This window comes from Micromonospora sp. ATLC20, assembly GCF_057196585.1.
Window position 1 is genome coordinate 1 of record NZ_JBXUOV010000018.1, and the last position, 26,135, is coordinate 26,135.

At 74.7% G+C, this 26,135-nt stretch carries 25 protein-coding genes; 8 read left to right on the forward strand and 17 right to left on the reverse strand.

Going from position 1 to position 26,135, the window contains the following annotated elements:
• Window positions 1-72: 72 nt before the first annotated feature.
• On the reverse strand, window positions 73-1,560 hold the full coding sequence (gene mptB, locus AC2CHG_RS06485) for a polyprenol phosphomannose-dependent alpha 1,6 mannosyltransferase MptB (protein WP_484524360.1): 1,488 nt from the start codon (window positions 1,558-1,560) through the stop codon (window positions 73-75).
• A gap of 11 nt (window positions 1,561-1,571) precedes the next feature.
• Window positions 1,572-2,984, reverse strand: a complete 1,413-nt coding sequence (gene mptB, locus AC2CHG_RS06490; RefSeq protein WP_484524361.1) for a polyprenol phosphomannose-dependent alpha 1,6 mannosyltransferase MptB — start codon at window positions 2,982-2,984, stop codon at window positions 1,572-1,574.
• A gap of 36 nt (window positions 2,985-3,020) precedes the next feature.
• Here mptB (AC2CHG_RS06490) and AC2CHG_RS06495 point away from each other — a divergent pair, with 36 nt between their 5' ends.
• The gene (locus tag AC2CHG_RS06495; protein WP_484524362.1) at window positions 3,021-4,592 is read left to right on the forward strand and encodes a hypothetical protein; all 1,572 of its coding nucleotides are present in this window, start codon (window positions 3,021-3,023) and stop codon (window positions 4,590-4,592) included.
• A gap of 149 nt (window positions 4,593-4,741) precedes the next feature.
• Here the strand turns inward: AC2CHG_RS06495 and AC2CHG_RS06500 are convergent, their stop codons facing one another.
• A complete protein-coding gene (locus AC2CHG_RS06500) occupies window positions 4,742-7,765 on the reverse strand; it encodes a bifunctional [glutamine synthetase] adenylyltransferase/[glutamine synthetase]-adenylyl-L-tyrosine phosphorylase (protein WP_355508116.1) in 3,024 nt (1,007 codons plus the stop codon).
• 2 nt (window positions 7,766-7,767) lie between these two features.
• A complete protein-coding gene (locus AC2CHG_RS06505) occupies window positions 7,768-8,535 on the reverse strand; it encodes a type 1 glutamine amidotransferase (RefSeq protein WP_355508118.1) in 768 nt (255 codons plus the stop codon).
• A 112-nt stretch (window positions 8,536-8,647) separates the two neighbouring features.
• On the opposite strand from AC2CHG_RS06505, the gene AC2CHG_RS06510 reads away from it, so the two are divergent.
• Entirely contained in the window at window positions 8,648-9,523 is an 876-nt protein-coding gene (locus AC2CHG_RS06510) for a S66 peptidase family protein (protein ID WP_402811445.1), read from the forward strand.
• A gap of 130 nt (window positions 9,524-9,653) precedes the next feature.
• On the opposite strand, the gene AC2CHG_RS06515 is transcribed toward AC2CHG_RS06510, so the two are convergent.
• Entirely contained in the window at window positions 9,654-10,559 is a 906-nt protein-coding gene (locus AC2CHG_RS06515) for a Vgb family protein (RefSeq protein WP_357210426.1), read from the reverse strand.
• A gap of 181 nt (window positions 10,560-10,740) precedes the next feature.
• Between AC2CHG_RS06515 and AC2CHG_RS06520 the strand changes: the two genes are divergently transcribed.
• Window positions 10,741-11,271 carry a hypothetical protein gene (locus AC2CHG_RS06520; RefSeq protein ID WP_357210423.1) on the forward strand — a complete coding sequence of 177 codons (531 nt, stop codon included), beginning with the start codon at window positions 10,741-10,743 and terminating at the stop codon, window positions 11,269-11,271.
• 190 nt (window positions 11,272-11,461) lie between these two features.
• Here the strand turns inward: AC2CHG_RS06520 and AC2CHG_RS06525 are convergent, their stop codons facing one another.
• The 4 genes from AC2CHG_RS06525 to glnA all read right to left on the reverse strand — a co-directional run bounded on the left by AC2CHG_RS06525 (window position 11,462) and on the right by glnA (window position 14,504).
• Window positions 11,462-11,827 (reverse strand): VOC family protein, encoded by a 366-nt coding sequence (locus AC2CHG_RS06525; protein WP_366621141.1) that lies wholly within the window; start codon window positions 11,825-11,827, stop codon window positions 11,462-11,464.
• Window positions 11,828-11,922: 95 nt separating this feature from the next.
• A complete protein-coding gene (locus AC2CHG_RS06530; protein WP_484524363.1) occupies window positions 11,923-12,615 on the reverse strand; it encodes a helix-turn-helix transcriptional regulator in 693 nt (230 codons plus the stop codon).
• A 32-nt stretch (window positions 12,616-12,647) separates the two neighbouring features.
• Window positions 12,648-13,073, reverse strand: coding sequence for a DUF350 domain-containing protein (locus AC2CHG_RS06535; RefSeq protein ID WP_357210415.1), 426 nt, complete (start codon window positions 13,071-13,073; stop codon window positions 12,648-12,650).
• Window positions 13,074-13,154: 81 nt separating this feature from the next.
• Window positions 13,155-14,504 (reverse strand): type I glutamate--ammonia ligase, encoded by a 1,350-nt coding sequence (glnA, locus tag AC2CHG_RS06540; RefSeq protein WP_194801106.1) that lies wholly within the window; start codon window positions 14,502-14,504, stop codon window positions 13,155-13,157.
• A 205-nt stretch (window positions 14,505-14,709) separates the two neighbouring features.
• Between glnA and AC2CHG_RS06545 the strand changes: the two genes are divergently transcribed.
• Window positions 14,710-16,470, forward strand: coding sequence for an NAD+ synthase (locus tag AC2CHG_RS06545; protein WP_357210413.1), 1,761 nt, complete (start codon window positions 14,710-14,712; stop codon window positions 16,468-16,470).
• Window positions 16,471-16,589: 119 nt separating this feature from the next.
• Entirely contained in the window at window positions 16,590-17,435 is an 846-nt protein-coding gene (panB, locus tag AC2CHG_RS06550; RefSeq protein WP_355508129.1) for a 3-methyl-2-oxobutanoate hydroxymethyltransferase, read from the forward strand.
• Between the two features lie 46 nt (window positions 17,436-17,481).
• Here the strand turns inward: panB and npdG are convergent, their stop codons facing one another.
• From npdG to AC2CHG_RS06570, 4 genes are all read right to left on the reverse strand, one after another.
• Window positions 17,482-18,180, reverse strand: coding sequence for an NADPH-dependent F420 reductase (gene npdG, locus AC2CHG_RS06555; RefSeq protein ID WP_484524364.1), 699 nt, complete (start codon window positions 18,178-18,180; stop codon window positions 17,482-17,484).
• A gap of 66 nt (window positions 18,181-18,246) precedes the next feature.
• Window positions 18,247-19,683, reverse strand: coding sequence for an RNB domain-containing ribonuclease (locus AC2CHG_RS06560; protein WP_484524365.1), 1,437 nt, complete (start codon window positions 19,681-19,683; stop codon window positions 18,247-18,249).
• Window positions 19,684-19,744: 61 nt separating this feature from the next.
• Complete coding sequence (locus AC2CHG_RS06565; protein WP_484524366.1) at window positions 19,745-20,506, reverse strand: histone; 762 nt, start codon at window positions 20,504-20,506, stop codon at window positions 19,745-19,747.
• 77 nt (window positions 20,507-20,583) lie between these two features.
• Window positions 20,584-20,787: a hypothetical protein gene (locus AC2CHG_RS06570; protein WP_030273123.1), complete on the reverse strand. Its 204-nt coding sequence runs from the start codon at window positions 20,785-20,787 to the stop codon at window positions 20,584-20,586.
• A 182-nt stretch (window positions 20,788-20,969) separates the two neighbouring features.
• On the opposite strand from AC2CHG_RS06570, the gene AC2CHG_RS06575 reads away from it, so the two are divergent.
• A complete protein-coding gene (locus AC2CHG_RS06575; RefSeq protein WP_484524367.1) occupies window positions 20,970-22,244 on the forward strand; it encodes a M48 family metallopeptidase in 1,275 nt (424 codons plus the stop codon).
• A 3-nt stretch (window positions 22,245-22,247) separates the two neighbouring features.
• Here the strand turns inward: AC2CHG_RS06575 and AC2CHG_RS06580 are convergent, their stop codons facing one another.
• Window positions 22,248-23,003: a hypothetical protein gene (locus tag AC2CHG_RS06580; RefSeq protein WP_484524368.1), complete on the reverse strand. Its 756-nt coding sequence runs from the start codon at window positions 23,001-23,003 to the stop codon at window positions 22,248-22,250.
• Window positions 23,000-23,323, reverse strand: coding sequence for a PadR family transcriptional regulator (locus AC2CHG_RS06585; protein WP_484524369.1), 324 nt, complete (start codon window positions 23,321-23,323; stop codon window positions 23,000-23,002). The genes AC2CHG_RS06580 and AC2CHG_RS06585 overlap by 4 nt, the downstream gene beginning before the upstream one ends.
• Window positions 23,324-23,562: 239 nt before the next feature.
• Between AC2CHG_RS06585 and AC2CHG_RS06590 the strand changes: the two genes are divergently transcribed.
• Together AC2CHG_RS06590 and AC2CHG_RS06595 are read left to right on the forward strand one after the other, a co-directional pair.
• Entirely contained in the window at window positions 23,563-23,934 is a 372-nt protein-coding gene (locus AC2CHG_RS06590) for a hypothetical protein (RefSeq protein ID WP_013287772.1), read from the forward strand.
• The gene (locus AC2CHG_RS06595; RefSeq protein ID WP_281599962.1) at window positions 23,931-24,416 is read left to right on the forward strand and encodes a roadblock/LC7 domain-containing protein; all 486 of its coding nucleotides are present in this window, start codon (window positions 23,931-23,933) and stop codon (window positions 24,414-24,416) included. Before AC2CHG_RS06590 ends, AC2CHG_RS06595 begins: the two co-directional genes overlap by 4 nt.
• A gap of 150 nt (window positions 24,417-24,566) precedes the next feature.
• Here AC2CHG_RS06595 and AC2CHG_RS06600 read toward each other — a convergent pair whose 3' ends face one another.
• Window positions 24,567-25,523 (reverse strand): threonine/serine dehydratase family protein, encoded by a 957-nt coding sequence (locus AC2CHG_RS06600; protein ID WP_484524370.1) that lies wholly within the window; start codon window positions 25,521-25,523, stop codon window positions 24,567-24,569.
• A 201-nt stretch (window positions 25,524-25,724) separates the two neighbouring features.
• The gene (locus AC2CHG_RS06605) at window positions 25,725-26,120 is read right to left on the reverse strand and encodes a VOC family protein (protein WP_484524371.1); all 396 of its coding nucleotides are present in this window, start codon (window positions 26,118-26,120) and stop codon (window positions 25,725-25,727) included.
• Window positions 26,121-26,135 lie beyond the last annotated feature (15 nt).

Genomic DNA, 26,135 nt, shown 5'->3' on the forward strand with positions numbered 1-26,135 from the left:
CCCCGCGCGGCCGCCGCCGCGCGCGCCCCCCCCCCCCCCCCCCGGCCGTTTCGCGCGGTGCGGTTCGGCCGTTCACGCGGTACGCCGGCGCAACGCGGCCCGGACACCGGCCACCGCGACGACCACCACCAGCGCCGTCATCAGCACCGCGCCCGGCGCCTTGCTGAACCGGGCCAGGTTGGATCCGTCGGGCAGGGTGAGCGCCGAGGCGACCGCGCAGGGCGCCACGAACCAGACCTGCCGGGCCAGCGGCACCGCCGCGACCGCGAGCACTGTCAGCGGCCAGATCGCGTACCAGGGGTGGAAGACCGGGGCGAGCAGCACCGTGGCGGCGAGCGCCAGCCCCGCGCCGAGCAGCGCCACCCGGGGGCGGGCCAGCGTCAGCCGGGCCACCCGCTGCCGGGCGTCGTTGAGTCGGCGCAGCGTCGTCCACGCCTGCCACCAGAGCGCGACGAGCGTCCCGGCCAGCAGCACCAGCGCGACCGCCCGGGCCACCGGAACCGCCTGCGGTCGCAGGCCGGCCAGCTCACCGGCGTAGTCGATGACGAAGCCGACAGCTGTGGGCGGGGACGTCCACTGCTGCGAGTCGCCGCTGTGGCCGAGCCCTCCCACCCAGCCCAGTCCGAGACCGGTGGCGAGCGAGAGGACCAGCAGCGTGCCGAGCACCGACGCGGCCAGCTGCCCGCCGTCGCGTAGCAGCGCACGCCAGGTGTAGCGGCCGAGCACGGCGGCGAGCGCCGCGAACGGCAGCGCCACCACCGCGACCGCCTTCACCGCCACGGCCAGGCCCAGCAGCACCCCGGCCACCAGCAACGCGCGCGGCTTGCCCGGCAGGCGGACCAGCACCAGCAGGCCGAGCAGGAGCAGCCCGAGCGCGAGCGCGTCGTTGTGCGCGCCCGCCACCAGGTGGATCCCGACCAGCGGGCACGCGAGTACCAGCCAGGCGGCGCGGCGGGTGGGCACCCCGGCGGCGCGGGCCAGCCCGGGCAGGCAGAGCGCGGCCAGCAGCACCCCGGCCACCGCGACCAGCCGCAGCGCCACGATCGTCCCGATCAGGCCACCACCGGCGAGGACGGCGAGCCCGGCCAGCAGCACGAAGAACGGCCCGTACGGCGCCGGGGTGTCCCGCCAGATCGGCGACACCGAGTCGGTCCACGGGCAGCCGGCCGCGGCGACGCCCACCCGGTACGGGCTGAGCCCCTGCGTCCACGTCCAGCCCTGGCAGGCGTACGAGTAGACGTCGCGGCTGCCGATCGGCGGCGCGGCGAGCAGCGGCAGCGACCAGAGCCCGGCGGTCACGTACGCCCACCGGCCGGACGGTGCGCCCCACCGCAGCGACCACCAGGCGCCCACCAGCAGCAGCGTCCCGGCCAGCCAGCAGCCGAGCGTCACCGGCCCATGCGGTGCGGTCCAGATCGCGGCGAGCGTGCCGCGCGGGGGCGTGCGTGGCAGCGCGCCGCCGAGCCATCCGGCGACGGTGAGCAGCACGGCCCCGGCGAGGCCGGTGTAGCGGGCGAGACCGGCGGCGATCGGCCGGACGGGTCCGTCGGGCTCGCTCACCGGCACACTCCTCAGTCCACGGGAACCGGCTGCCGACCCTTGCGAGCCGACCGTACCAACCACACGACCACCCCGATCACGAACAGGGTCATCAAGGGCGCACCGGGCATCTTGGTGTACCGGGCCAGCCCGGTGCCGTCGGCCAGCACCAGGAACGACGACACCACTGTGACGATCGAGAACCAGAGCGTGCGGTGCGCGGTGGCGGCGAGCACGGCCAGCGGCCACAGCCAGTACCAGGGGTGGAACAGCGGAGAGAGCGCGACGGTGGCGGTCAGCGCCAGCCCGGCGTGCCAGAACGGATCACCGCGACGGAACGACCGGAACCAGAGCCAGATCAGCACGGCGACCAGCACGACCATGCCGATCGCCCGGGTCACCGGCAGCGCGTCGACGTGCACACCGAACGGCGCCAGCAGGTAGCCGACGGTCTGCCCCACCGCCGTCGGCGGCGACGTCCAGGCCACCACCAGCCCGCCCTGCTCCAGCCCGCTGACGAACCCCAGCCCCAGCCCGGAGGCGACTGTCACGGCGGTGAGCGCGGCGAGCGAGCCGCCGACCACCCACCCGCCGTCGCGCACCAGCGTCCTGATCCGGTACGCCCCGACGATCGCGGCCAGCGCGGCGAACGGCATCACGACCAGCGCGGTGACCTTGACGGCGGCGGCCAGTCCGAGCAGCGCCCCACCGGCGAGCAGCGGTCCGGGCCGGCCCGGACGGGCCGCCACCACCGCCAGCCCGGCCACGAGCAGGCCGATCATCAGCGCGTCGTTGTGCGCGCCGGAGACCAGGTGCACGGGCACCAGCGGGCTCGCCAGCGCCAGCCAGAGCGCCCGGCGCGGCGGCACCCCGCAGCGGCGGGCCAGCACCGGCAGCGCCCACGCGGTGAGCGCCACCCCGGCCACGGCGAGCACCCGGAACAGCGCGACGGCGGCGAGCAGCGAGCCGGTGGCCTCCACCACCGCGCCGGCGAGCAGCACGAACAGCGGCCCGTACGGTGCCGGGGTGTCCCGCCAGATGTAGGAGATGGTGTCCAGCCAGGGGCACGGCAGCGCGGACACGCCCTGCTCGTAGGGGTTGATCCCGGCCGAGAAGCTGGCGCCCTGGCAGGCGTACGCGTACACGTCCCGGCTGCCCAGCGGCGGCGCGACGAGCATCGGCAGCAGCCACAGCGCGACGGTGACCAGCACCCACCGGGACGACGGCACCCGGTCCCGCAGCGACCACCAGGCCCACGCCAGCAGCGCGGTGCCGACCAGCCACAACCCGATGATCAGCGGCCCGTTCGGGCCCTGCCAGATGCTGACCGGGGTGGGACGCAACTCGCCGTCGGGCAGGGCGCCGCCGAGGAACGCGGCCACGGCGAGCAGCACCGAACCCGCCAGGCCGATCCAGCGCGAGAGGTGGTGAGGCACGTCCGACATGCTGCCAGTACGGTGGTTCGCGATCAGGAGGTGGGCATGCGGGGCGGTCGGGTGGTGGCGGTCTCCGCCGTGTCGGCGCTCGTCCTCTGCGTGCTCTACCTCACGCTGCCGGCCACCGGCTCTGACCTGTCCGCGCAGGTCGCCCGCGCCGGGTTCTTCGCCGACCACGGAAGCGCCCTGGTCGACCTGCGCTGGTACGGCGGTGTGCACCCGTGGGGCTACAGCCTCGTCTCGCCGCCGCTGATGGCACTGCTCGGGGTACGCGTCACCGGCGCGCTCGCCCTGCTCGCCTCCGCCACCGCGTTCGCCGCCCTGCTGGTGCGGACCCGGGTGCCCCGTCCGCTGCTCGGCAGCCTGGTGGGCGTGGTCACGATCGCCGGCAACCTGGTGTCCGGGCGGGTCACGTACGCCCTCGGCGTCGCGTTCGGCCTGGCCGCGCTGCTGGCGCTCACCGTCCCCGCCCGCCGCTCCCGGCTCGTCGCCGCCGGTGCCGCCGCGCTGCTCGCCTCGGCGGCCAGCCCGGTGGCCGGGCTGTTCGTCGGGCTCGCCGGCGTCGCGCTGCTGCTGACCCGCCGGTACGCCGACGGCCTGCTGCTCGCCGTACCGGCCGCCGCACCGCTCGCGGTGACCGGGCTGCTGTTCGGTGAGGGCGGCTGGATGAACATCAGCACTGCCGACACCGTGCACGCCGTGGTGACGAGCCTGGTGGTGGCGGCGCTCGTGGCGTACCGGCCGGTGCGGGTGGGCGCGCTGCTGTCCGCGGCCGGGGTGCTGGCGTCGGCGCTGCTGCACACGCCGGTCGGGCTGAACGCCACCCGCCTGGTGGTGATGTTCGCGCTGCCGGTGCTGGCCGCCACCGCGACGCTTCCCGCCCCGGTGTCCGATCGGCTTCGCGCCGCCGGCCGGCGCTCCCGGCTCGCCGGGGCGGTCGGGCTTGCCGCGCTGCTGGCGGTGGTGTGCTGGTGGCAGCCGCCGGTGGTCACCGCCGACCTGCGCAGCGCCGACGACCCGACGGCGGACCCGGCGTACTTCACGCCGCTGCGTGCGGAGCTGGCCCGGCGCGGGCTCACCGGGCGGGTGGAGGTGCCGCCGACCCGCAACTACTGGGAGGCGGCCCACATGGGGGACGTGCCGCTCGCGCGGGGCTGGCTGCGGCAGGCCGACATCGACCGCAACGCGCTGTTCTTCACCACGGTGCCCGGCGCGGACGGCACCGGCGTCCCGCTGACCCCGATCACCTACCGGGACTGGCTGGCCGACAACGCGGTGCAGTACGTGGCGGTGCCCGACGCCGACTTCTCCTGGGTGGGTGCGTCGGAGGCGAAGCTGGTGGAGACGGGCCAGCCGTACCTGACCGAGGTCTGGTCGGACCGGCACTGGAAGCTGTACGCGGTCGCCGAGCCCACCCCGCTCGTCGGCGCGCCCGGTGAGCTGGTCCGCCAGGACGGCGCCTCGATCACGTTCCGCGCCCCCGCCCCCGGCAAGATCCCGATCCGGGTACGCCACGACCGCTGGCTCACCGTCAACGGCGGCGCCGAGGTCACCCGAGACGGCAAGTGGATCACCGTAACGGTCCCCCGAGAGGGCACCTACACCCTCACAAGCTGACCACCCGCCCCCCGCCCTCGTCCCCCTGCCCCGTCGATCTTGCGGTTGCGGCCCCTCGGGAGCCGGAAATGCCGCTTTCGCCGGGGCCACAAGTGCAAGATCAACGCCGCGGGAGGCGGGCGGGGCGGGGCGGGAGGGGCGGCGTGGGGTTAGAGGGGGGACTCGAGGATTCGCTGGACGACTGTGCGGGAGTGGCGGCCGGTGCGCAGGTACTCGTCGAGGAACTCGCCCTGGTCCTCGCGCCCCAGCAGCCGCACCACCCCGGCCAGCTCCACCCCGTGCCGGGGCAACTGGTCCCCGGCCCGGCCGCGGACCAGCATCAACGCGTCGCGCACCTCGGCGGCGAGCGTCCAGCCGGCGGCCAGCTCGGCGGCGTCGGACGGGTCGAGCAGCCCGGCGTCGCGGGCGGCGGCGAGGGCGTCGAGCGTACGGGTGCCACGCAGGGCGGGCACCTGACCGGCGTATCGGAGCTGGAGCAACTGCACCGCCCACTCGACGTCTGCCAGCCCGCCCCGGCCCAGCTTGGTGTGGGTGGCCGGGTCGGCGCCGCGGGGCAGCCGCTCGGTCTCCACCCGCGCCTTGATCCGGCGGATCTCCACCACCTGCTCGCGGCTCAGCCCCTCGGCCGGGTAGCGCACCGGCTCGATCATGGCCTCGAACTCGGCGCCCAGGTCGGCGTCGCCGCAGACGAACCGCGCCCGCAGCAGCGCCTGCGCCTCCCACACCCGGGACCAGCGCGCGTAGTACTGCGCGTACGCGGCGAGGCTGCGGACCAGCGGGCCCTGCCGGCCCTCGGGGCGCAGGTCGGCGTCGACGCCCAGCGGCGGGTCGGGGGCGGGCGCGGACAGCAGCCGGCGCAGTTCCTCGGCGATGGCCTGTGCGGCGGCGCTCGCCGCGCTCTCCCCCAGCCCGGGCGGCGGGTCGTAGACGAACAGCACGTCGGCGTCGGAGAGGTAGTTCGACTCGTACCCGCCGAGCCGGCCCATGCCGATCACCGCGAAGCGCAGGCCGGGCGGTCCGGGGTGGACGGTACGGGCGGCGCGCAGCGCGGCGGCCAGCGTGGCGTCGGCGACGTGCGACAACGCGGTGCCGACGGCAGTCACGTCCACCACAGTGGGCCGGCGTTCCCCGCCGCCGACCGGGCGCGAGGTGAGCGGGGCGAGCGAACCGGCGTGGCTGAGCACGTCGGCGGCGGCGATCCGGACCAGCTCCCGGCGGCGCAGCGCGCGGACCGCCCGGATCGCCTCGACCGGGTCGTCGTGGCGGGCGGCAGCGGCGGCGAAGCCCTCGACGAGCGTCTCCCGTGGACGCGGAGTCAGCTCGCTGTCCTCGGCGAGCAGCCGCAGCGCCTCCGGTTCGCGGGCCAGCATGTCGGCCGCGTACCGGGACGAGGACAGCACCCGGGCCAGCCGGCGCGCGACCGGGCCGGAGTCACGCAGCAGGCGCAGGTACCAGGGGGTGCTGCCGAGCTTGTCGGAGACCTGCCGGTAGTTGAGCAGACCACGGTCCGGTTCGGGGGCGTCGGCGAACTCGTCGAGCAGCACCGGCAGCAGCGTGCGCTGGATCGCGGCGGTACGGCTGACGCCGCCGGTGAGCGCCTGCAGGTGCCGCAGCGCACCGGCCGGGTCGGCGAAGCCGAGCACCTCCAGCCGGTGCCGGGCCGCCTCGGGCGTGAGGCGCAGCCCTTCGGCCGGTACGCGGGCCACGGATTCGAGCAGCGGCCGGTAGAGCAGTTTGGCGTGCAGCCGGCGTACCTCGGTGGCGTGGGTGACCCACTCGGCGCGGAACTCCTCGACGGCGCTGCGGCCCGGCGTGGCCACGTAGCCGAGCGCGGCGGCGAGCCAGCGCAGCGCGGCCGGTTCGGTCGGCACGGTGTGGGTACGGCGCAGGGCTTGGAGCTGGAGCCGGTGCTCGACGGCGCGCAGGAAGCGGTAGCCGCGCAGCAGCGCCTCCCCGTCGGCGCGCCCCACGTAGCCGCCGGCGACGAGCGCGCGCAGCGCCGGCACGGTGCCGGGCACCCGCAGCGACTCGTCGCCCCGGCCGTGCACGAGCTGGAGCAGCTGGACGGCGAACTCGATGTCGCGCAGCCCGCCCGGACCGCGCTTGATCTCGCGTTCCAGCTCCTTCGGCGGCACGTTGTCGAGGATCTTGCGGCGCATGGACCGGACGTCCTCGACCGCCTCGGGGCGTTCGGCGGCGGTCCACACGAGCGGGGCCAGCGCGTCGATCCACTCCTTTGCGAGCTCCAGGTCGCCGGCGGCCGGGCGGGCCTTGAGCAGCGCCTGGAACTCCCAGGTGCGCGCCCAGCGCTTGTAGTAGGCGAGGTGGCTGGCGAGCGTGCGGACCAGCGGCCCCCGGTTGCCCTCGGGTCGCAGCGCCGCGTCGACCGGCCAGGCCACCAGCCCGCAGATCTGGATCAGCCGGGTGGCGATCTGGGTCGCGGCCGGCAGGTCGTCGTCGGTGGCGGAGACGAAGATGACGTCGACGTCGGAGACGTAGTTCAGCTCGTCGCCACCGCACTTGCCCATCGCCACCACCGCGAGCCGGGGGCGCGGCGTGCCCTCGGGGAGTTCGTCGGCGGCGATGTCGTAGGCGGCGGCCAGCGTGGCGTCGGCCAGCCCGGACAGCGCCGCCATGGTCTGCTCCAGGCCGCGCCCGCCGGTCAGGTCGGCCGCCGCGATCCGCAGCAGCGAGAGACGGTACGCCTGCCGCAGCAGCGGGACCGCGCCGGTCATCGTGGTGAGCCGGGCGGCGACGCTCAGGTCGAGCCGCCCGTCCGCGGTGGGGGCGAGCCCGTCCGGCTCGGTCGCCAGCACCGCCCACTGCCCGGGGTTGGCGACCAGGTGGTCGCCGAGCGCGGAGGAGGCGCCGAGCACCGCGATCAGCCGGCGGCGCAGCCCGGGGTCGGCGGCCAGGGCGTCGCGTACGGCCACCTCGTCGCCGGAGCGCCGCTCGGACTCGACCAGCCGGTGCAGCTGACGCAGGGCCAGGTCCGGGTCGGCGGCGCGGGACAGCGCGCCGAGCAGTTCGGCGGCGGGTTCGTCGGCGGGCTCCTGGGTGTCGGGCCGCCACAGGGCGAGCCCGTCCGGGCCGAGCAGGTCGGCGGCGCGGGCGGCGCCGTCACCCTCGGCGAATCCGTAGCGGGCCAGGCGCCCGCGGGCCGGCCGGGTCACCGTCAGGCCCCGAGCAGCGGCAGGCTGCGGCGCGGGTTGTCGTCGCCGAGTTCGCCGAGCGCGAGTGCGGCGAACCGGATCGCGAACGGCTGCCACGCCTCCTCGACGTCGGCCATCACCCGGTCGCAGGCGGCCACCACCAGCTCCGGGTCGTAGCCCAGCTCGGCCAGCACGGCCGAGTCGCGGGACCACTCGGCGATCATCGCGGTGTCGCACTCGATGTGGAACTGCAGCCCCCAGGCCCGGTCGCCGAGGCGGAACGCCTGGTGCGGGTAGCGGGTGGACGCGGCGAGCAGCGTCGCGCCGTGCGGCAGCTCGGTGATCTCGTCGGCGTGCCACTGGAGCACGTCGGGCATCAGCGGCACGTACCGGAACAGGGGGTCGTCCTCGGCGGCGTCGCGCCGCCCGACGAGCGCCGGCCCGACCTCCGGGCCGGACGTGCTGCGCTCGACCCGGCCGGCGTGCGCGGTGGCGAGCAGTTGCGCGCCGAGGCAGACCGCGAGCGTGGGCACGCGCTTGCGGACCGCCTTGCGCAGCAGCCCTTCCAGCGCCGGGAACCAGGGTGCGCCCGGAGCCCCGTCGGACCCCGGGTATGCCTGCTGGTCGCCGCCGAGCACCACGAGCGCGGCGTACCCCTCCAGGTCGTCGGGGAGCGGGTCACCGGCGTGCGGACGCAGCACGCGCAGCTCAAGGCCCCCTTCGGTGAGCCACTCCCCCAGGCGGCGGAGGTCGTCGGTCGGGTCGTTCTCGATCACCAGCGCGGTCGCCACGACGTCGAGGCTAACCGGTGCGGCCGACAGGGCACGGTCCGGCAGGCCCTAGGCTCCGATCGTGCCTGACGACTGTGTGCGCCCACCGGCCCTGCGTCCCGGCGACGCGGTGATGCTGGTGTCCCCGTCCGGACCGACCCGCCCCGAACGGGTGGCCCGCGGCATCGAGCTGCTCACCGGGTGGGGGCTGCGGCCGGTGCCCGCGCCGAACGCGTACGCCAGGCGGGGTTACCTGGCCGGCGACGACGCGCTGCGGGCCGCGGACCTGAACGCGGCGTTCGCCGACCCGGAGATCCGCGGGGTGATCTGCACCCGGGGCGGCTACGGCGCGCAGCGGGTGGTCGACCTGATCGACATGGCCGCGGTACGCCGGGATCCGAAGGTGGTGGCCGGGTTCTCCGACATCACCGCGTTGCAGTTCGCGCTCTGGCGGGGCGCCCGGCTGGCCGGGGTGCACGGGCCGGGCGCCGCGTGGCGGGACGAGCGCACGCCGGTCCGCTCGGCGGAGTCGCTGCACGCCGCGCTGACCAGCACCGAGCCGGTGACGGTGGCGGCGGTCGAGGCGGAGGAGACGTACCCGGTGCGGGTGCCCGGGCGGGCCGAGGGCCGGCTGATCGGCGGCAACCTGTGCCTGATCACCGCGTCCATCGGCACGCCGGACATGCCCGACCTGACCGGGGCGATCCTGCTGGTCGAGGAGGTGCAGGAGCCGCCGTACAAGATCGACCGGATGCTCACCCACCTGCGCCGCTGCGGTGCGCTGGACGGGATCGCCGGGGTGGCGGTCGGCCAGTTCACCGAGTGCGCGGACGGCTGGGACACCACTGTCGTGGACGTGCTCACCGACCGGCTGGGCGACCTGGGCGTGCCGGTCCTCGGCGGCCTGCCCGTCGGCCACGGCCCCGGCCAGCTCACCGTCCCGGTAGGCACCCCCACCCTGCTCGACGCCACCACAGGCACCCTGACGGTGACCGCCGCCGTCCGCTGAGGCCCCCCGCCCCACCCGGCCCGGCACCGCCCGCCCCACCCCGCCCGACCCGACGATCATGAAGTTAGCGGCGGTTTGGAGATCCACAACTGCCGCTAACTTCATGATCAACGCGGCCGGGGCGGCGTGATCAGCGCGGCGTGAGCGAGGTGGGCGGGGTCAGGTGGGCCACGGCGCCGGTCTCCAGGGCCGCCCAGACCGCGCCGTCGGGGGTGACCGTGAGGCCGTGGGGTTCCGAGGCCGGCGTGGGCAGGGTGTGGGCGGTGATATGGCCGTCGGGGTCGATGTGGCCGATGCGGTTGGCGCCCCACTCGGTGAACCAGCAGCCGCCGGCCGGATCCGCGACGATCGCGTGCGGGCGGGCCTCCCGGTCCGGCAGCGGGAACTCGTCGATCCGCCCGTCCGGCGTGATCCGGCCGAGCTGCCCGGCCACGATCTCCACGAACCAGAGCGCGCCGTCGCCGCCCCGGGTGATGCCGACCGGCCCGGCCGCCTCGGTGGGCAGCGGATGCACTGCCACCTTCCCGTCCAGGCCGACCCGGGCGATCGCGTTCGCCTGGTTGAGCGTGAGCCAGAGCGCGTCGTCCGGGCCGGCCGCCAGCATCGACGGGAAGCCCTTGTCGACCGGCAGCGGGAAGGACGTCACCTCCCCGTCGACGCTCACCCGGCCGATCGTGTCGTCGCTCATGCCGGCGTACCAGAGCGCGCCGTCCGCGCCCACCGCCAGCCCGCAGGGGCCGCAGGCGGGCGGCAGCGCCACCGAGCCGGTCTCGCCGTCGACGGTGATCCGGCCGAGCCGGTCGTCGCCCGAGCGGGTGTACCAGAGCGCGCCGTCGGGGCCGCCGACGATGATCAGCGGGCGGCTGCCGGGCGGGTCGTCGCGGTAGGTCCGTACCTCACCGTCGAGGCCGAGCCGGGCGACGCCGCCGGAGCCGGCCAGCGCCAGCCAGAGCGCGCCGTCGGGCCCGACCGTGATCGAGTACGGCCCGGAGCCCGGCCCGGTGAGCGGGATCTCGCGGATGGCGGGCTGTGGCATGGAGTGGCCTTTCGTCGGGTTTCGCCCAGCCTCGCGGGCGCTGCGGCACCCCGGCAACACGAATAATTCGGGCCTTCCGGACGGGATTGCCAGCTCGCTGACAGGTTCGCCACGGGTGGCCCTCAGTTCCGGCGACCACTGTCGGTGACGTCATCGCACCACCACCGAACAGGAGAATCGCATGATCCGCACGATGTCGAAGAAGCACCTGCTGGCCGGCCTGGCCGCTGCCGGCGTGCTCGGCGTCGGGATCGCCGCCCCGACGGTGGCGCTCGCCGACGACAAGAGCCCGAACCCGTCTTCGAGCGCCAGCAGCAGCACCGACCAGGGTGACGACCGCCGCCAGAAGCACGCCGACCGGCAGGCCGAGTTCGCCGAGGCGCTCGCCAAGGAGCTGGGCGTCTCGACCGACAAGGTCACCGCGGCGCTGGAGAAGCTGCACGAGCAGCGCCAGGGCGACCGCCCGGAGCGGCCGGAGCGGCCGTCGACCGAGGACCGGCAGGCCGCGCTGAAGGAGCGGCTGGACCAGGCCGTCACCGACGGCAAGCTCACCCAGGAGCAGGCCGACGCGGTGCTCAAGGCCGCCGAGGCGGGCGTGTTCCCGGGCCCGGGCAAGGGCGGCCACGACGGCCGGCCCGGCCACCACGGCAAGGGCGGCGACAAGGCCGACCAGGGCGCCGAGGCCGAGCAGGAGGGCCAGGGCGGCAAGTGACGTGGTGGCCCCGCCGCCCCTCACCGGCCGTTCCCTCCTCCTGGCCGGAGCTGAGCGGGGCCACCCCCGGGTGGGGGCGGCGCGGCCCGGCGCCCGCCCCCCCCCCCGCCGGGCCCCCCCCCCCCCCCCCCCCCCCCCCCCACGCCGTTCCGGTACGGCAGTCCCGACGACGACCACACCCGACGTACTGTCAGCCCTCGGCGGGCGGGGTGAAGACGCCGAACAGATTGCCCGACGGGTCACGCAGCGTGGCGCGCACCAGGCCGGCCGGCGTGGTCATCGGTGCGGTCAGTACGGCGCCGCCGGCCTCCTCGGCCCGGCGGCAGGTCTCCGCCACGTCGGCCACCTGGGCGTAGAAGGTCGCGTAGTTGCCGTCGTCGGTGCCCCGGATCGCGCCGCCGATCCCCGGCTCACCGCCGGCCGTCGTCTGCCGGTACGACCCGCCCGGGCCGCCCTGCTCGTCGAAACTCCAGCCGAACAGCTCGGAGTAGAACCGCTGCGCCTCGTCCGGGCGGTCGGAGCCGATCTCGAACCAGGTCACGGGCGTGCTGGACATGCTTCCTCCTCGTTCGCGCCGGCGGTCGGCCGGCGTCGTCAGGATTCAGCCTCGTACCGGGCCACGACAGCGTCCTGTCGGTGTTTCCACCCGGATCAGACCAGGGTGAGCGGGCGCACCCGGTCGACCGGCACGTCGAGGTCGCCGGGACGCCACTCCCGGGTCACCGGCTCGGCCAGCGGGTGCACCGACACGATCCGGTCGGTGCGGAAGCAGCGCACACCGTCGCGCAGCCGGCACCAGGCGACCAGGTACCAGTGCACCGAGTTGCCCAGGTAGGCCAGCGGCTCCACGTCGCGTACCGAATCGGTGCCGCCGCGGTCGGCGTACCGCAGGCGCAGCACCCGCCCGGCGGCGACCGCGTCGGCGACGGCGGCCGGGACGGGTGTGCCCGGTCCGTCGCCGACCAGGTGCACCCGGCCGGCGAGCCGGTGCGCCTCGGCCACCGCGGCGGGTGGCATCACCGCGACCAGTTTGCGCAGCGCGGCGCCGGCCGCCGGGGCGAACGGTGAGCCGCCGAGCCGGTGCAGCGCGACGGCCATCGCCACCGCCTCGGCCGGGGTCAGGTTGACCGGCGGCAACGTGCGGGCCCGGTCGACCACGTAGCCGCCGGTGCGGCCCGGCTCGGCCCAGATCGGCACCCCGGCGCCCTGCAACGCGGAGATGTCGCGCTCGACGGTGCGGGTGCTCACCTCGAAGCGGCGGGCCAGCCAGGTCGCGCTGCGCGGGCGCGGCGAGACCGCCCGCAGCTCCTCGACCAGGGCGTAGAGGCGGTCGGTGCGGTTCACCCCCGGACGCTAACCCGGGGGTACGACACTCCTCAGGCGATGCAGGCGCAGACGATCAGCGCGGCGCCGAAGTGGGTGGCGGCGCTGACCTTGGCGGCCGGGTGCGGCTCGTCGGCGGCGATGACGTCGCCGAGCTTGCCCGGGGTGAGCAGGTCCAGCACCAGGAAGGCCAGCGCCATCACCAGCAGGCCGACCAGCCCGAACACCACGGTGGACGCGAGGCCCTTGGTGAACGAGCTGTAGCTGGTCAGCACGGCGGTGAAGACGATGCCGGCGATGCCGAGCTGGTTGGCGGCGAGCAGCAGCGCGGCGTTGCCGTTGCGGCGCACCCAGATCAGCTCCCGCAGCTTGCCCGGGGTGAGCAGGTCGACGAGCAGGAATCCGGCGGCCATCAGGGCGACCCCGACGATCCCGAACACGATGCTCTGCCACGCCCCGTCGAGCAGATCTCCCAGCACCAACGCCTCCCCGGCTCACGCCCGCCCGGCGGTGGTGCCGGGGCGGTGCCGCAGACGATAGCGGCACCGCGCCAGCGTGATCTAGAGCGACAGGTAGCGCTGCCGCTCGTACGGGGTGACCTCGCGGCGGTACTGCTCCCACTCGGAGCGCTTGTTGCGCAGGAAGAAGTCGAAGACGTGCTCGCCGAGCACCTCGGCCACCAGCTCGGAACCGGCCATCACGTCGATTGCCTCGGCCAGGTTCTCCGGCAGCGCCTCGTACCCCATGGCCCGGCGCTCGGCGCTGCTCAGCGACCAGACGTCGTCCTCGGCGCCCGGGGGCAGCTCGTAGCCCTCCTCGATGCCCTTGAGGCCGGCGCCGAGCATCACCGCGAACGCGAGGTAGGGGTTGGTCGCGGAGTCCAGCGAGCGGACCTCGACCCGGGCCGAGTTCGGCTTGCCGTACGCGGGCACCCGCACCAGCGCGGACCGGTTCAGGTGACCCCAGCAGACGTACGCGGGGCTCTCGGTGATCCGGTCCGGCAGCGCCTGCGGGAACAGCCGCTTGTACGAGTTGACCCACTGGTTGGTGACGGCGGTGTACTCCCGGGCGTGGGTGAGCAGCCCGGCGATGAACGACTTCGCGACCTTGGAGAGCTTCATCGGGTCGCCGGCGTCGTGGAACGCGTTGCGCTCCCCCTCGAACAGCGACAGGTGCGTGTGCATGCCGCTGCCCGGCTGGTCGGTGAACGGCTTCGGCATGAAGCTGGCCTGCACGCCGGTGGAGAGCGCGACCTCCTTCACCACGTGCCGGAACGTCATGATGTTGTCGGCGGTGGTGAGCGCGTCGGCGTAGCGCAGGTCGATCTCCTGCTGGCCGGGGGCGACCTCGTGGTGGCTGTACTCCACCGAGATGCCGATCCGCTCCAGCGCCAGCACGGCCTGGCGGCGGAAGTCCCGCGCGACGGCGTGCGTGGTGTGCTCGAAGTAGCCGCCGGTGTCCACCGGGACGGGCACCGAGCCGTCCTGCGGGCCGTTCTCCAGCAGGAAGAACTCGATCTCCGGGTGGGTGTAGAAGGTGAAGCCCTTGTCGGCGGCCCGGGAGAGCATCCGGCGCAGCACGTGCCGCGGGTCGGCCCACGACGGGCTGCCGTCGGGCAGCGAGATGTCGCAGAACATCCGGGCGCTCTCGCCGCTGACCCCGCCCTCGAACGGGAAGACCTGGAAGGTGGTCGGGTCCGGCATGGCCACCATGTCCGACTCGAAGACCCGGGCGAAGCCCTCGATCGCGGAGCCGTCGAACCCGATGCCCTCGTCGAAGGCCGCCTCCAGCTCCGCCGGGGCCACCGAGACGCTCTTGAGCGTGCCGAGCACATCGGTGAACCACAGCCGGACGAAACGGATGTCCCGCTCTTCCAGCGTGCGGAGGACGAACTCCTGCTGACGGTCCACTTCCACCCCTCGTGACACGTACGTCCGCACCGGTCGGGCCGGCCCGGCCTGACCGCCCAGTCTCCACCGGGCTCGTTACGCCGACGTTACGCCCTCCCCGGCCGGCCGTCCCGCCGTGTCCGGCCCGCCGGGACGCGCGCGGGGCCCGCCCCGGTATCCCGCGACCTGTCGGATTCGGCCCGGACGGCTGGGGGAAGATGGAGGCATGCCCACCCTGCGTCTCGCCCTGTGCCAGGTCAACCCGACGGTAGGCGACCTCGCCGGCAACGCCGCCCTGATCCGCTCGTGGACCCGTCAGGCCGCCGACGCCGGCGCCCAGCTCGTCCTGTTCCCCGAGCTGATGCTCACCGGTTACCCGGTCGAGGACCTGGTGTTCCGCCGCTCGTTCGTGGCCGCGTCCCGCGCCGCGCTGCACCGGCTCGCCGCCGACCTGGCCGCCGACGGCCTCGGTGACCTCCCGGTCATGGTCGGCTACCTGGACGCGGACGGCCCGCCGCAGGTCAGCTCCGACGCCCAGCCGGGCCGGGGTGCCCGCAACGCGGCGGCGGTGCTGCACCGGGGCGAGGTGGTGGCCACCTACTTCAAGCACCATCTGCCGAACTACGGCGTCTTCGACGAGGACCGCTACTTCGTCCCCGGCGACACGCTCACCGTGGTGCGCGTCGGCGGCGTCGACGTGGCGCTGACCATCTGCGAGGACCTGTGGCAGGCCGGTGGCCCGTTCGCGGTGGCCCGGGAGGTCGGCGTCGGGCTGGTGCTGAGCATCAACGCCTCGCCGTACGAGCTGAACAAGGACGACGTGCGGCTGCCGCTGGTGCGCCGGCGCGCCGCCGAGGCCGGCGCCCCCATCGCGTACGTGAACATGGTCGGCGGCCAGGACGAGCTGGTCTACGACGGCGACTCGATGATCGTCACCGCGGACGGCACGCTGCTGACCCGGGCGCCGCAGTTCGTCGAGCACCTGGTGGTGCACGACCTGGAGCTGCCGGCGGCGGCCGGTGCGCCCGGCGGGACCGGCGCGCTGACCGACGGGATGCGCGTGGCCCGCCACGAGATCCCGGCGATCCCGGCCGCGCCCGCCGGACCGGCTGCGGACGGCGGCATCATCGAGCCGGTCGCCGACGAGGCCGAGGTGTGGCACGCGCTGGTGCTGGGCCTGCGCGACTACATCGACAAGAACCGCTTCCCCTCGGTGGTGCTCGGCCTGTCCGGCGGCATCGACTCGGCGGTCGCGGCGGCCATCGCTGTGGACGCGGTCGGCCCGGAGCGGGTCGTCGGCGTCTCGATGCCCAGCCAGCATTCCTCCGAGCACTCCCGCACCGACGCCGAGGACCTGGCGAAGCGCACCGGTCTGGACTACCGGGTCGAGCCGATCCAGCCGATGGTGGACACGTTCCTGGCGAACATGTCGCTGTCCGGGGTGGCGGTGGAGAACCTCCAGGCCCGGGTACGCGGCGTGATCCTCATGGCGCTGTCGAACCAGGAGGGCCACCTGGTGCTCACCACCGGCAACAAGAGCGAGCTGGCGGTGGGCTACTCGACGCTCTACGGCGACTCGGTGGGTGGCTACAACCCGGTCAAGGACGTCTGGAAGACGCTCGTGTGGCGGCTGGCGAAGTGGCGCAACGCGGACGCGGCGCGGCGCGGCCAGACGCCGCCGATCCCGGAGAACTCGATCGGCAAGCCGCCGTCGGCCGAGCTGAGCCCCGGCCAGCTCGACAGCGACACGCTGCCCGACTACGACGTGCTCGACCCGATCCTGATCGGCTACGTCGACGGCGACCTGGGCCGCGACGGCCTGGTCGAGTCCGGCCACGACCCGGCCGTGGTGGACAAGGTGCTGCGGATGGTGGATACCGCCGAGTACAAGCGACGGCAGTCCGCGCCCGGCACCAAGATCTCCATGAAGGCGTTCGGGCGGGACCGGCGGCTGCCGATCACCAACCGGTGGCGCGAGGACGGCTGACCGCTCCTCCGGCCGGGGAGTGACATCCTCCACTCCGACCTGCCCGCGGCCCGCCGCCCGGTGCGACGATCGCGGGGAACCCGGGGACCGCGTGCGCGGCCTCGAGGAAGGAGATTGTCATGGTGGAGTCCACCCCGGCCGAGGTGACCGCCCTCTACGGCGGGCCGGCCACCCGGCGGGTACGCACCCGCGACCTGATCGCCGCCAAGGAGCGCGGCGAGCGGTGGGCGATGCTGACCTCGTACGACCAGTACACGGCCTCGATCTTCGACCAGGCGGGGATCCCGGTGCTGCTGGTCGGCGACTCGGCGGCGAACAACGTCTTCGGCTACGAGACCACGCTGCCGGTGACCGCCGAGGAGCTGCTGCCGCTGGTGCGCGCCGTGGTGCGGGCCACGAAGCACTCGCTGATCGTCGGTGACCTCCCGTTCGGCTCCTACGAGGAGGGGCCGGCGCAGGCGCTGCGGACCGCGGTGCGGTTCATGAAGGAGGGCGGCTGCCACGCGGTGAAGCTGGAGGGCGGGCGGCGCTGCGCCGCCCAGATCGAGGCGATCACCGGCGCCGGCATCCCGGTGATGGCGCACATCGGCTTCACCCCGCAGAGCGAGCACACGCTGGGCGGCTACCGGGTGCAGGGCCGGGGGGAAGCGGCCGAGGAGGTGCTCGCCGACGCGCGTGCGGTGGCCGAGGCGGGCGCGTTCGCGGTGGTGCTGGAGATGGTGCCGGGCGAGGTGGCCAAGCGGGTCACCGCCGAGCTGCCCATCCCCACCGTCGGCATCGGGGCCGGCGCAGACACCGACGGTCAGGTGCTGGTCTGGCAGGACATGGCCGGGCTGCGTACCGGCCGGGCGCCGCGCTTCGTGAAGCGCTACGCCGACCTGGCGGGCGCGCTGACCGACGCCACCCGCCGGTTCGCCGACGAGGTGCGCGGCGGCGAGTTCCCGGCGGCCGAGCACACGTTCTGAGGCGGGTACGGCGGGAGCCGGCGCCGGCCGGTTCCCGCCGCGCTCGTCAGAGGTCGGTGACGCGGATGCCGGCGTGCGCCTTGTAGCGCTTGTTGATCGCGATCAGGTTCGCGGTGAACGCCTCGATCTGGTGGGCGTTGCGCAGCCGCCCGGCGTAGATGCCCCGCATGCCGGGGATCCGCGCGGCCAGCGCGCCGACCACGCCCACGAGTTCCCGGTCCTCGGTGCAGATCAGCACGTCCAGGTCGATCCGGTCGATCTCCGGGTCGGCCAGCAGCGGCGCGCTGACGTGGTTGAACGCGGCGCAGACCCGGGACTCGGGCAGCAGCGCGGCAGCCTGCTGCACGGCGCTGCCCTCGGCGACGGTGAGCGCGTACGGGCCCTGCTTGTCGAAGCCGAGCGGGTTGACGCAGTCCACCACGATCTTCCCGGTCAGCGGTCCGGCGAGCGCGGCGACGGTGGCCGCGTGCCCGTCCCACGGCACCGCGACGATCACCACGTCGCTGCGCCGGGCGACGTCCTCGTTGTCGCCGCCGGAGACGACGGCACCCTCCGGTACGTGCGGCAGGGCGGCGATCTCGGCGGCGGCCTGGGTGGCCCGCTCCGCGGTGCGGGAGCCGATCAGCACGGTCTGCCCGGCCCGGGCGAACCGGTAGGCGAGACCCCGTCCCTGGTCGCCGGTGCCACCGATGATGCCGACGGTCAGCCCGGAGACGTCGGGCAGCGTGGTCGCGTCGTAAGCCATGCGCTCATCCTCGCAAAGCGGGGGCACGTGCGGTGCATCCCGATGCTGTGACAATGGCCGCGCTGGTCACGCCCGTTCGAAGGCGACCCGGCGCTGGGCCGGGTCGGCGGCGGTGAGGCGTACCCGGACGCGTTCGCCCAGCGGCAGCTCTCCGGTGCAGCGGGCGCGTACCGGCGGCTCGTCCAGCGCGATGCTGCCGCCGGGCGGTCGGCCGGTGCGGCCGTTGCCCGCCGGGCGCGGTTCGTCCACGTCGAGCACGGCCGCCTCGAACGTCTCCCCCACCCGGTGCGCGAGCAGCACCGCCTCGGCCAGTTCCACGGCGCCGCGGCTGGCCGCGCCGGCGGTCCGGTCGGTGGTGGCCATCACCTCGGGCAGCTTCGGCAGCGCGGCCCGCACCTGCTCGGGCACCTCCCGGCCCTCGTGCAGCGCCAGGCAGACCTCGGTGGCGTAGCGGTCGGCCAGCCGCCGCAACGGTGCCGTCACGTGCGCGTACGCGGCGGCCACCCCGCCGTGCTCGGGCTGCTCGGGCAGTTCCCCGTCGAACGCGGTGTACGCGGCGCCGCGCATCAGCTCGGCGGCCTGGTCGACGAAGGCCGCGACCCGGGGCTGGGAGGTGTCCAGCCCGTCGAGCACCTGACCCACCGGGGTGCCGTCCGGCCAGGGCACGCCGAGCGGTCCGGCGGCGAGCCGCAGCCGCTCGACCGCCTCCGGCCGGGGCCGGGGCATGGTGCGCAGCAGCCCGATCCGGCCGGCCAGCATGATGTCGGCGGCGGCCATCCCGGTCAGCAGCGAGATCTGCGCGTTGTGCTCCTCCATCGGGCCGGGGCCGCGCAGCACCAGCCGCCACCCGTCGCCGTCGGGCTCGACGTCCTGCTCCGGCAGCGGCAGGTTGATCGCGCCCCGGGTCAGGCCCCGCGCGGTGAGCAGCGCCCCGATCTCGGGCAGCAGGGCGATCGGCTCGGGCAGCCGGCCCGCGTCGGCGTCGCGCTGCACGCCGCCGTAGTCGAGCTTGGCCCGGCTGCGCACCAGCGCCCGCTCCAGCGTGACAGCGACGGTGCCGCCGTCGGCGTCCAGGTCGACGGTCCAGAGCACGGCGGCCCGGTCGGCGTCGGGCAGCAGACTGGCCGCCCCTTCGCTGAGCGTGTGCGGGTGCAGCGGCACGTTGCCGTCGGGCAGGTAGACCGTCTGTCCCCGGCGCCACGTCTCGGCCTCCAGGTCACCACCGAGGCGTACGTGGGTCAGGACGTCAGCGATCGCGTACCGGACGCGGTAGCCGCCGCCGGGACGGCGGGTGAGGTGCATGGCCTGGTCGAGGTCGCGCGAGGTCGCCGGGTCGACGGTGACGAACGGGATGTCGGTCCGGTCGGCGACGGCCGGCGGCGGCGCGGCGGCCGCCAGGTCGGCCTCGCGCTGCGCCGCGGCCGGGAAGCCCTCGGGCAGTCCCAGCTCGCGGCGCAGCGCGCCGAAGTCGATACGGGGCGCCAGTACGCGTCGGATCACCACGGGGTAATCCTGACAGCGCCCCGCACGTTCCGCTCCCCGGGAGGGAGCGGTGTCCGCGGCGTCAGGCGCGGCGGGCCGGCGCCTTACGTGCGGTGGTGCTCTTCGCGGCGGTGCTCTTGCGGGCCGGCGCCTTCTTCGCGGCGGTGGTCTTCTTCGCCGTGGTGGTGGTGGTCTTGCGCGCGGTGGTGGTCTTGCGCGCGGGCGCCTTCTTCGCCGCCGCCTTGCGCGCCGTGGGACGCGTCGAGGCGGTGGTCTTCTTCGCCGGCGCCTTCTTCGCCGCCGTGGTCTTCTTGGCGGCGGTGGTCTTCTTCGCCGCCGAGGTGACCTTCCGCGCGCCGGTGGTCTTCTTGGCCGCCGCCGCCGCCGTCGTCTTCTTCGCCGCCGTCGTCGTGCGGGCCGGCGCCTTCTTCGCGGTGGCGGTGGTCCGGGCCGTCGTGGTCTTCCGGGCCGCTGTGGTCTTCTTCGCCGCCGCCGCCGTCTTCTTGGCCGCCGTGGTCTTCTTCGCGGTCGTCTTCTTCGCCGTGGTCTTCTTGGCCGGCGCGCTCTTGGCGGTGGCCCGGCCGGCCGGTGCCGTACGAGCCGCGGTCTTCTTCGCCGTCGTCCTGCTGGTGGTGGTCTTGGTGGCCGGCGCCTTGCGCGCCGCCGACACGACCTTCCTGGCGGCCGCCTTCTTGGCCGCCGCCTTCTTCGCCGGTGTCCGTCCGGCGCCGGCGCCCGAGGCGTTCGGCGACGCCTTGGTGACCGTCGTCGTCCTGCCCGCAGCGGTCCTCTTCGCGGTCGTCCGTTTCGCGGCCGGGCGGGTGGCCTGCTGTGCTTCGGCCATCTCGGTTCCCTTTCCTGGGGACGTGCTCTCGCCCTCGCGGAGCACGGATCACCTCGACGCGGGCCCTCCCGCGCCGTCTAGCGGCCCTCCCCGGCCCAACGGGCGTCCTCGGCGTCCCACGCGTCGTTACGCTCCCGCACTGTCTGCAGGGCGTTGTCCGCGTCGGCGGCTGAGGCGTACGGTCCGAGAACGTGCTTGGCGGGGCACACGTCGGCATCGGTCTCGACCCGGTGGTGTCGCGTGCACCAGTAGTAGTGCCCACCACTTCCGTCGTCGCTCATGCGATCACTGTGCACCGGGAACCGCCCGGCCGCCACCGGAACGGCACAAATAGTCACGGCCTCCTCCACATTAGACCTGGTCGGGGCGGTTGTGGCGGGGAACGGCGGAAGACTCGGAGATGCCCGCACTCGTCCGAACGGCCGGTACCGGCGCCGGTGGGGAACGGACAGGATCGGCGCTCGTGATCACCACGACGACGGGCACGGGGGCCTGTCCGCGATGCGGCGCGACGCCGGTGTCGCTGGACGGGGCGTTGCCCTGGTGCGCCGGCTGCGACTGGAACCTGGACACCTACGACGCGCGCCGGCAGCCGCCGGAGTTCGGCTGGTCCTGGGTCGACCGGCGGACCCACCGGCTCGCCGCGCGGCTCACCCGCCGGCAGTACGCCGCGCTGCTCGGCCGGTCGCTGGAGCGGACCGGGCCCGGGTTCACCGGCGTTCTCGTCGCCGGCATCTCGGTGCTGCTCCTGCTCGGGGTGGCGGGGATCGCGGTGGCCGGGGTGTGGCTGCTGTTCGCGTACCCCTTCCCGAACCTCGCGGTGGTCGGCGGCGTGGCGCTGATCGCGCTCGCGGTGGCGCTGCGGCCGCGTTTCGGCCGGCTCGACCGGGACCTGGACGTGCTCACCGAGCGGGAGGCGCCGGAGCTGCACGCACTGGTCCGGGAGGTGGCGACGGCGGTGGGCGCGCCGATGCCGCACGTGATCGGCGTCGACGGCGCCATCAACGCCTACGCGACGTCGGTGGGACTGCGCCGGCGGCGCGTGCTCGGCCTCGGGCTGCCGCTGTGGGGCGCGCTGGACGGACCGGCGCGGGTCGCGTTGCTGGGCCACGAGCTGGGCCACTTCGTCAACGGCGACGTACGCCGGGGGCCGGTGACCCAGCCGGCGCTGACCATGCTCGGCAACGCCGCCGACCTGTTCCGGCCGCGGGGTGGGTCCGACGGCGGCGGCCTCCTGGTGATGGTCGGCGAGTGGCTCGGGCACCTGGCGTCCTGGACGCTGTCGCGGCTGCTGTTCGCCGGGCACGTGGTGCTGGTCGCGACCGCGCTGCGGGAGAGCCAGCGGGCCGAGTACCTGGCCGACGAGATGGCCGCCCGCGCCGGCGGCACGGCGGGCGCGACCCGGCTGCTGGACACGACGCTGCGGACCGACTCGGTGGCCACCGCCGTGCGCAACGCGGTACGCGGCGGCCACGGGCCGGACACCTGGCGGGTGGAGACGGGACGCGCGCTGGACGCCGCGGCGCAGCGGCTGGCGCTGGAACGGCAGCTCACCGTCCGGGAGGACGCCTCGCTGTTCGCCGCCCACCCGCCGACCGGTCTGCGGCACCGGATGCTCGGCGCGCGGCCCTGGCAGGACCCGGCGGTGACGCTCACCGAGGCGCGGGCCGCGCGGATCGACGCCGAGCTGGCCCGGCACTACGAGCGGGCCGGGCGGGCGCTGAGCTGGAACGCCTGACGCTCAGGCGGGTGCCGGGACGGGCACGGCGGCCGCCGCCGGCCGAGCCGCCGCCATCGCGTACGCCACGGCGTAGGGCGTGCAGGCCAGATAGAACAGCGGCTCGACGAGCACCCGGTCGGTGATGAGGAACCGTTCCCACCCGGTCGGCCGGGGCAGCCCGAACGACGAGTCGGTCCAGCAGGTGAACAGCCAGAGCGGCGCGGAGATCCGGTCGACCGCGTCCGGCGGCAGACCGTCGGCCACGGGTGCGGTGGCCGGGATCGAGGTGACCACCGCGAGCACCACCGCCGCGTCGGCCGCCACCAGCGCGCCGAGCAGACCGGCCAGCCACGCGAGGCGGACCCGGTCCCGGCGCGCCAGCGCCCCGGCGGCCCAGAGCGCCGGGACCAGCAGCGCCAGCCAGAGCAGCAGCCCGGGCACCGTCTCCCACACCCGGCTCTCGCCCCGGGCGGCGAGCAGCGCGAGCGTCGCGGTCACCGTCGCGGCGACCGGCAGCACCACGCCGAGCGCGGTGGGCAGCGCCCCCACGCGTACGGTCCGGCGCGCGGCCCGGGTGACGACGATCGCGAGCGCCGTGCCAAGCAGCGCGGTGAGCGCCGACCAGGTCGGCAACTGCGCGGCGACGGCCCACGGTACGCGCATCTCCAGCCACCCGTGGGCCACGCCCATCACCGCGCCCGCGAGCACGAGGACCGCGACGCAGACCGGCGGCGCGAGCAGCAACACCCCTGCGGTACGCCCCAGCGGCCGGGTCACCACACCGGCGCCCAGACCGGGTCCGGGCCGGCAGGTTCGGCGGGTACGAGGGCACGCAGGTCGGCCAGCGCCGGCCGCGCCGAGCGGATGCCCTCGCCGGTGAGGCGGTAGTAGCGGCGGGCCGGGCGACCGGCGGCGACCGGGTCGACGTCCTCCCAGTCGGCGGCGAGCCAGCCGGCCGCCCGGAGGCGGTGCAGCACCGGATAGAGCGTCCCGCTGGGCAGGCCGGTGAGCCGCATCAGATCGAGGCCGTAGCGCGGCGCCTCGGGCTCGGCGAGCAGCGCCGAGAGCACCTTCGCCACCGGAATGGTGAGTCGCACGGGCGCACTCTATCGGATCTCTACATAGCGTGGATGCACCGTCTTACCGGGACAGACGGCGACAAGTAATGGACGGCGCGGTCCCTTTGCCGGGACCGGCGGCCGGTCCGGGAGGGCCCGCTCAGGTGGATCACCGGTGGCCCGTGTGCACCTCGCGTCTCCATATGCGAGCCTCGACGGACCGCACCCGCTGCCCGCCCGCTCCGGCGGACAGCGACCCGAGCTGGGGAGAGAAAATCGTGGGCAACCTTGACATCGCGCTGAAGAACGCGATGAACATCGACGGCGCGATCGGGGCCGCGCTCGTCGACTACACCAGTGGCATGACCCTCGGCGTCGCCGGGGGCACCGGCGAGATCGACCTGACGGTCGCCGCCGCCGGCAACACCGACGTGGTACGCGCCAAGCTGCGCACCATCGAGATGCTCAAGCTCGACGACGAGATCGAGGACATCCTGATCACGCTCGGCAGCCAGTACCACCTGATCCGACCGCTGAGCAACCGCACCGGCAAGGGCCTGTTCCTCTACCTGATGGTCAGCAAGAGCCGGGCCAACCTCGCGATGGCCAGACACCAACTGCGCACGATCGAGGAGAGCCTGGAACTGTGAGCCGGGTGGACGACCTCCCCCGCCGTACGCGCCCCCAGGCCGGCACCCTGCCGCCACCCCGGGCGCTTCCACAGTCGCTGGCCGGAAACCCGGCGCTGCCGTACCCGGCCATCGCCCAGGAACTCTCCGCGCTGCGGCTGCAGATCCCCGGCGTGCACGGATGCGTCCTCGGCGGCGTCGACGGCCTGCTCGTCACGCACAACCTGCAGAACGGCGCCGACCCGGACGACCTGGCCGCGCTCGCCGCCACCATGTACGGGCTCGGCCGCCAGGTCGGATCACGGTTGGGGCAGGGCGACTTCCAGCAGTCCACGGTACGCAACGCGGGCGGCTACCTCAGCGTGTACGCGATCAACGGAGAGGCGCTGCTCGCCGTGATCGGCACGGACAGCATCAACGTGGCGCGGCTGCACCTGCACGCCCCGACCACCGCAGCCCGGCTCGCCGAACTGCTCGACGGCGTCAGCCCGGCCACGTCCTGACGTACGCCGGTCGTCCCGGTCCCACCCGTCCGGACCGGAGGCGGCCGGCGTACCCCCGGGTTCTGCCGTTCGTGTGGCGCGGAGGTCGCGCGGCTTGTGCGGCAGCGCGCTCGGCGCGGCGGTCGCGTGGTGCGCGGTGGGCGCTGCGGCTCAGAGGCCGAAGCGGCCGGCCCACGCGGTCACGTCGGCGACAGTGGCGTTGCCGCCGCAGACCACCAGGCCCAGCCGGGCGTCATCCCCCACCCGCTCGACCACGCGGCGGGCGGCGGGCAGCAGGCACCCGGCGGCGGGCTCGGCCCACACCTTGGCGTGCTCGGCCAACTCCAGCGTGCCCCGCACCGCCTCGGCGTCGGAGACCACGAGAACGTCGCTGACCAGCGCGGTCACATGGTCGTAGGTGAGCTGCGAGACGCTCGGCGCGCTGAGCGTGGTGACGATCGACGACAGCGGTACCTCGACCGGGCCGCCCTTCGCCAGCGCCTGCGACATCGCCTGCGCGCCCTCGGTCTCCACGCCCCAGACACGTACCCCCGGCCGGCGCGCCCGCAGCGCCGCCGCCACACCCGAGATCAGCGCGCCCCCGCCGATGCTGACCAGCACGTCGGTCAGCTCACCGGCGTCGTCGGCGAACTCCAGCCCGACAGTGCCCTGCCCGGCGAGCACGATCGGGTCGTCGAACGGGTGCAGCAGCGTCACGCCCTCGTCCCGCAGCCGGTTCATCAGCGCGAACGCGCCGGCCATGTCCTCGGTCAGCCGGACGTCCGCCCCGGCCGCGCGCGCCACCTCGACCGCACGGGCCGGCGCCGTGCGGGGCATGACCACTGTCGCCGCCACCCCGAGCGCCCCGGCCATCACCGCGACCGCGATGCCGTGGTTGCCGCCGCTGACCGCCACCACCCCGGCCGCCCGCTCCGCGTCGTCGAGCGCGAGCAGCTTCGCCGCCGCACCACGGGCCTTGAACGAGCCGGTACGTTGCAGCAGCTCCAGCTTGGCGGTGACCGGTACGCCGAGCAGCTCGGTCAGTCCCGGGATGGGCAGCGTCGGGGTGTGTACGACGACGTCGGCGATCCGGTCGGCGGCCGCCTGGATGTCCGCAAGCTCGATCACCACCGCAGCGTCCCACACCAGCCCTCACACCCCGCGCCGTCCCCGCCGCGCGCCCTCGTGGCCCGCGCTCGCGGCCCGCGCTCGCGGCCCGCGCTCGTCGATCTTGGAGTTGTGGCGCCCAGAACGCCCCATCCGCGAAGTTCGAGAGGTGCCACAACTCCAAGATCGGCGGTTGGAGCTGGGGCGGCCGTTCGGTCGCTGTCACGAGCGAGTGGCGGCTACCTCGGCGTCGCTGCGGAGGATGCAGAACTCGTTGCCCTCCGGGTCGGCGAGCACCACCCAGCCGGTGCCGTCGCTCTCACGCCGGTCGGCCACCACTGCCGCACCCAGCCCGGTCAGCCGGGCCAGTTCCTCGTCGCGCGTCCCCTCGACCGGGCGCAGGTCGAGGTGGATGCGGTTCTTGACCTGCTTCGCGTCCGGCACCTCGATGAACAGCAGGCGGTGCCGCCCGTCCCGCGAGGAGATCATGCACTCCTCGTGGCCCGGCTCGTTCGGGTCGTCCGGGTCCTCGCGGTAGTCGAGGACGGAGGCCCACCAGCGGGACAGGGCGAAGGCGTCGGCACAGTCCACGGTGGTGTGGGACACGTAGGAGGTCATCACCGGATCATCGCA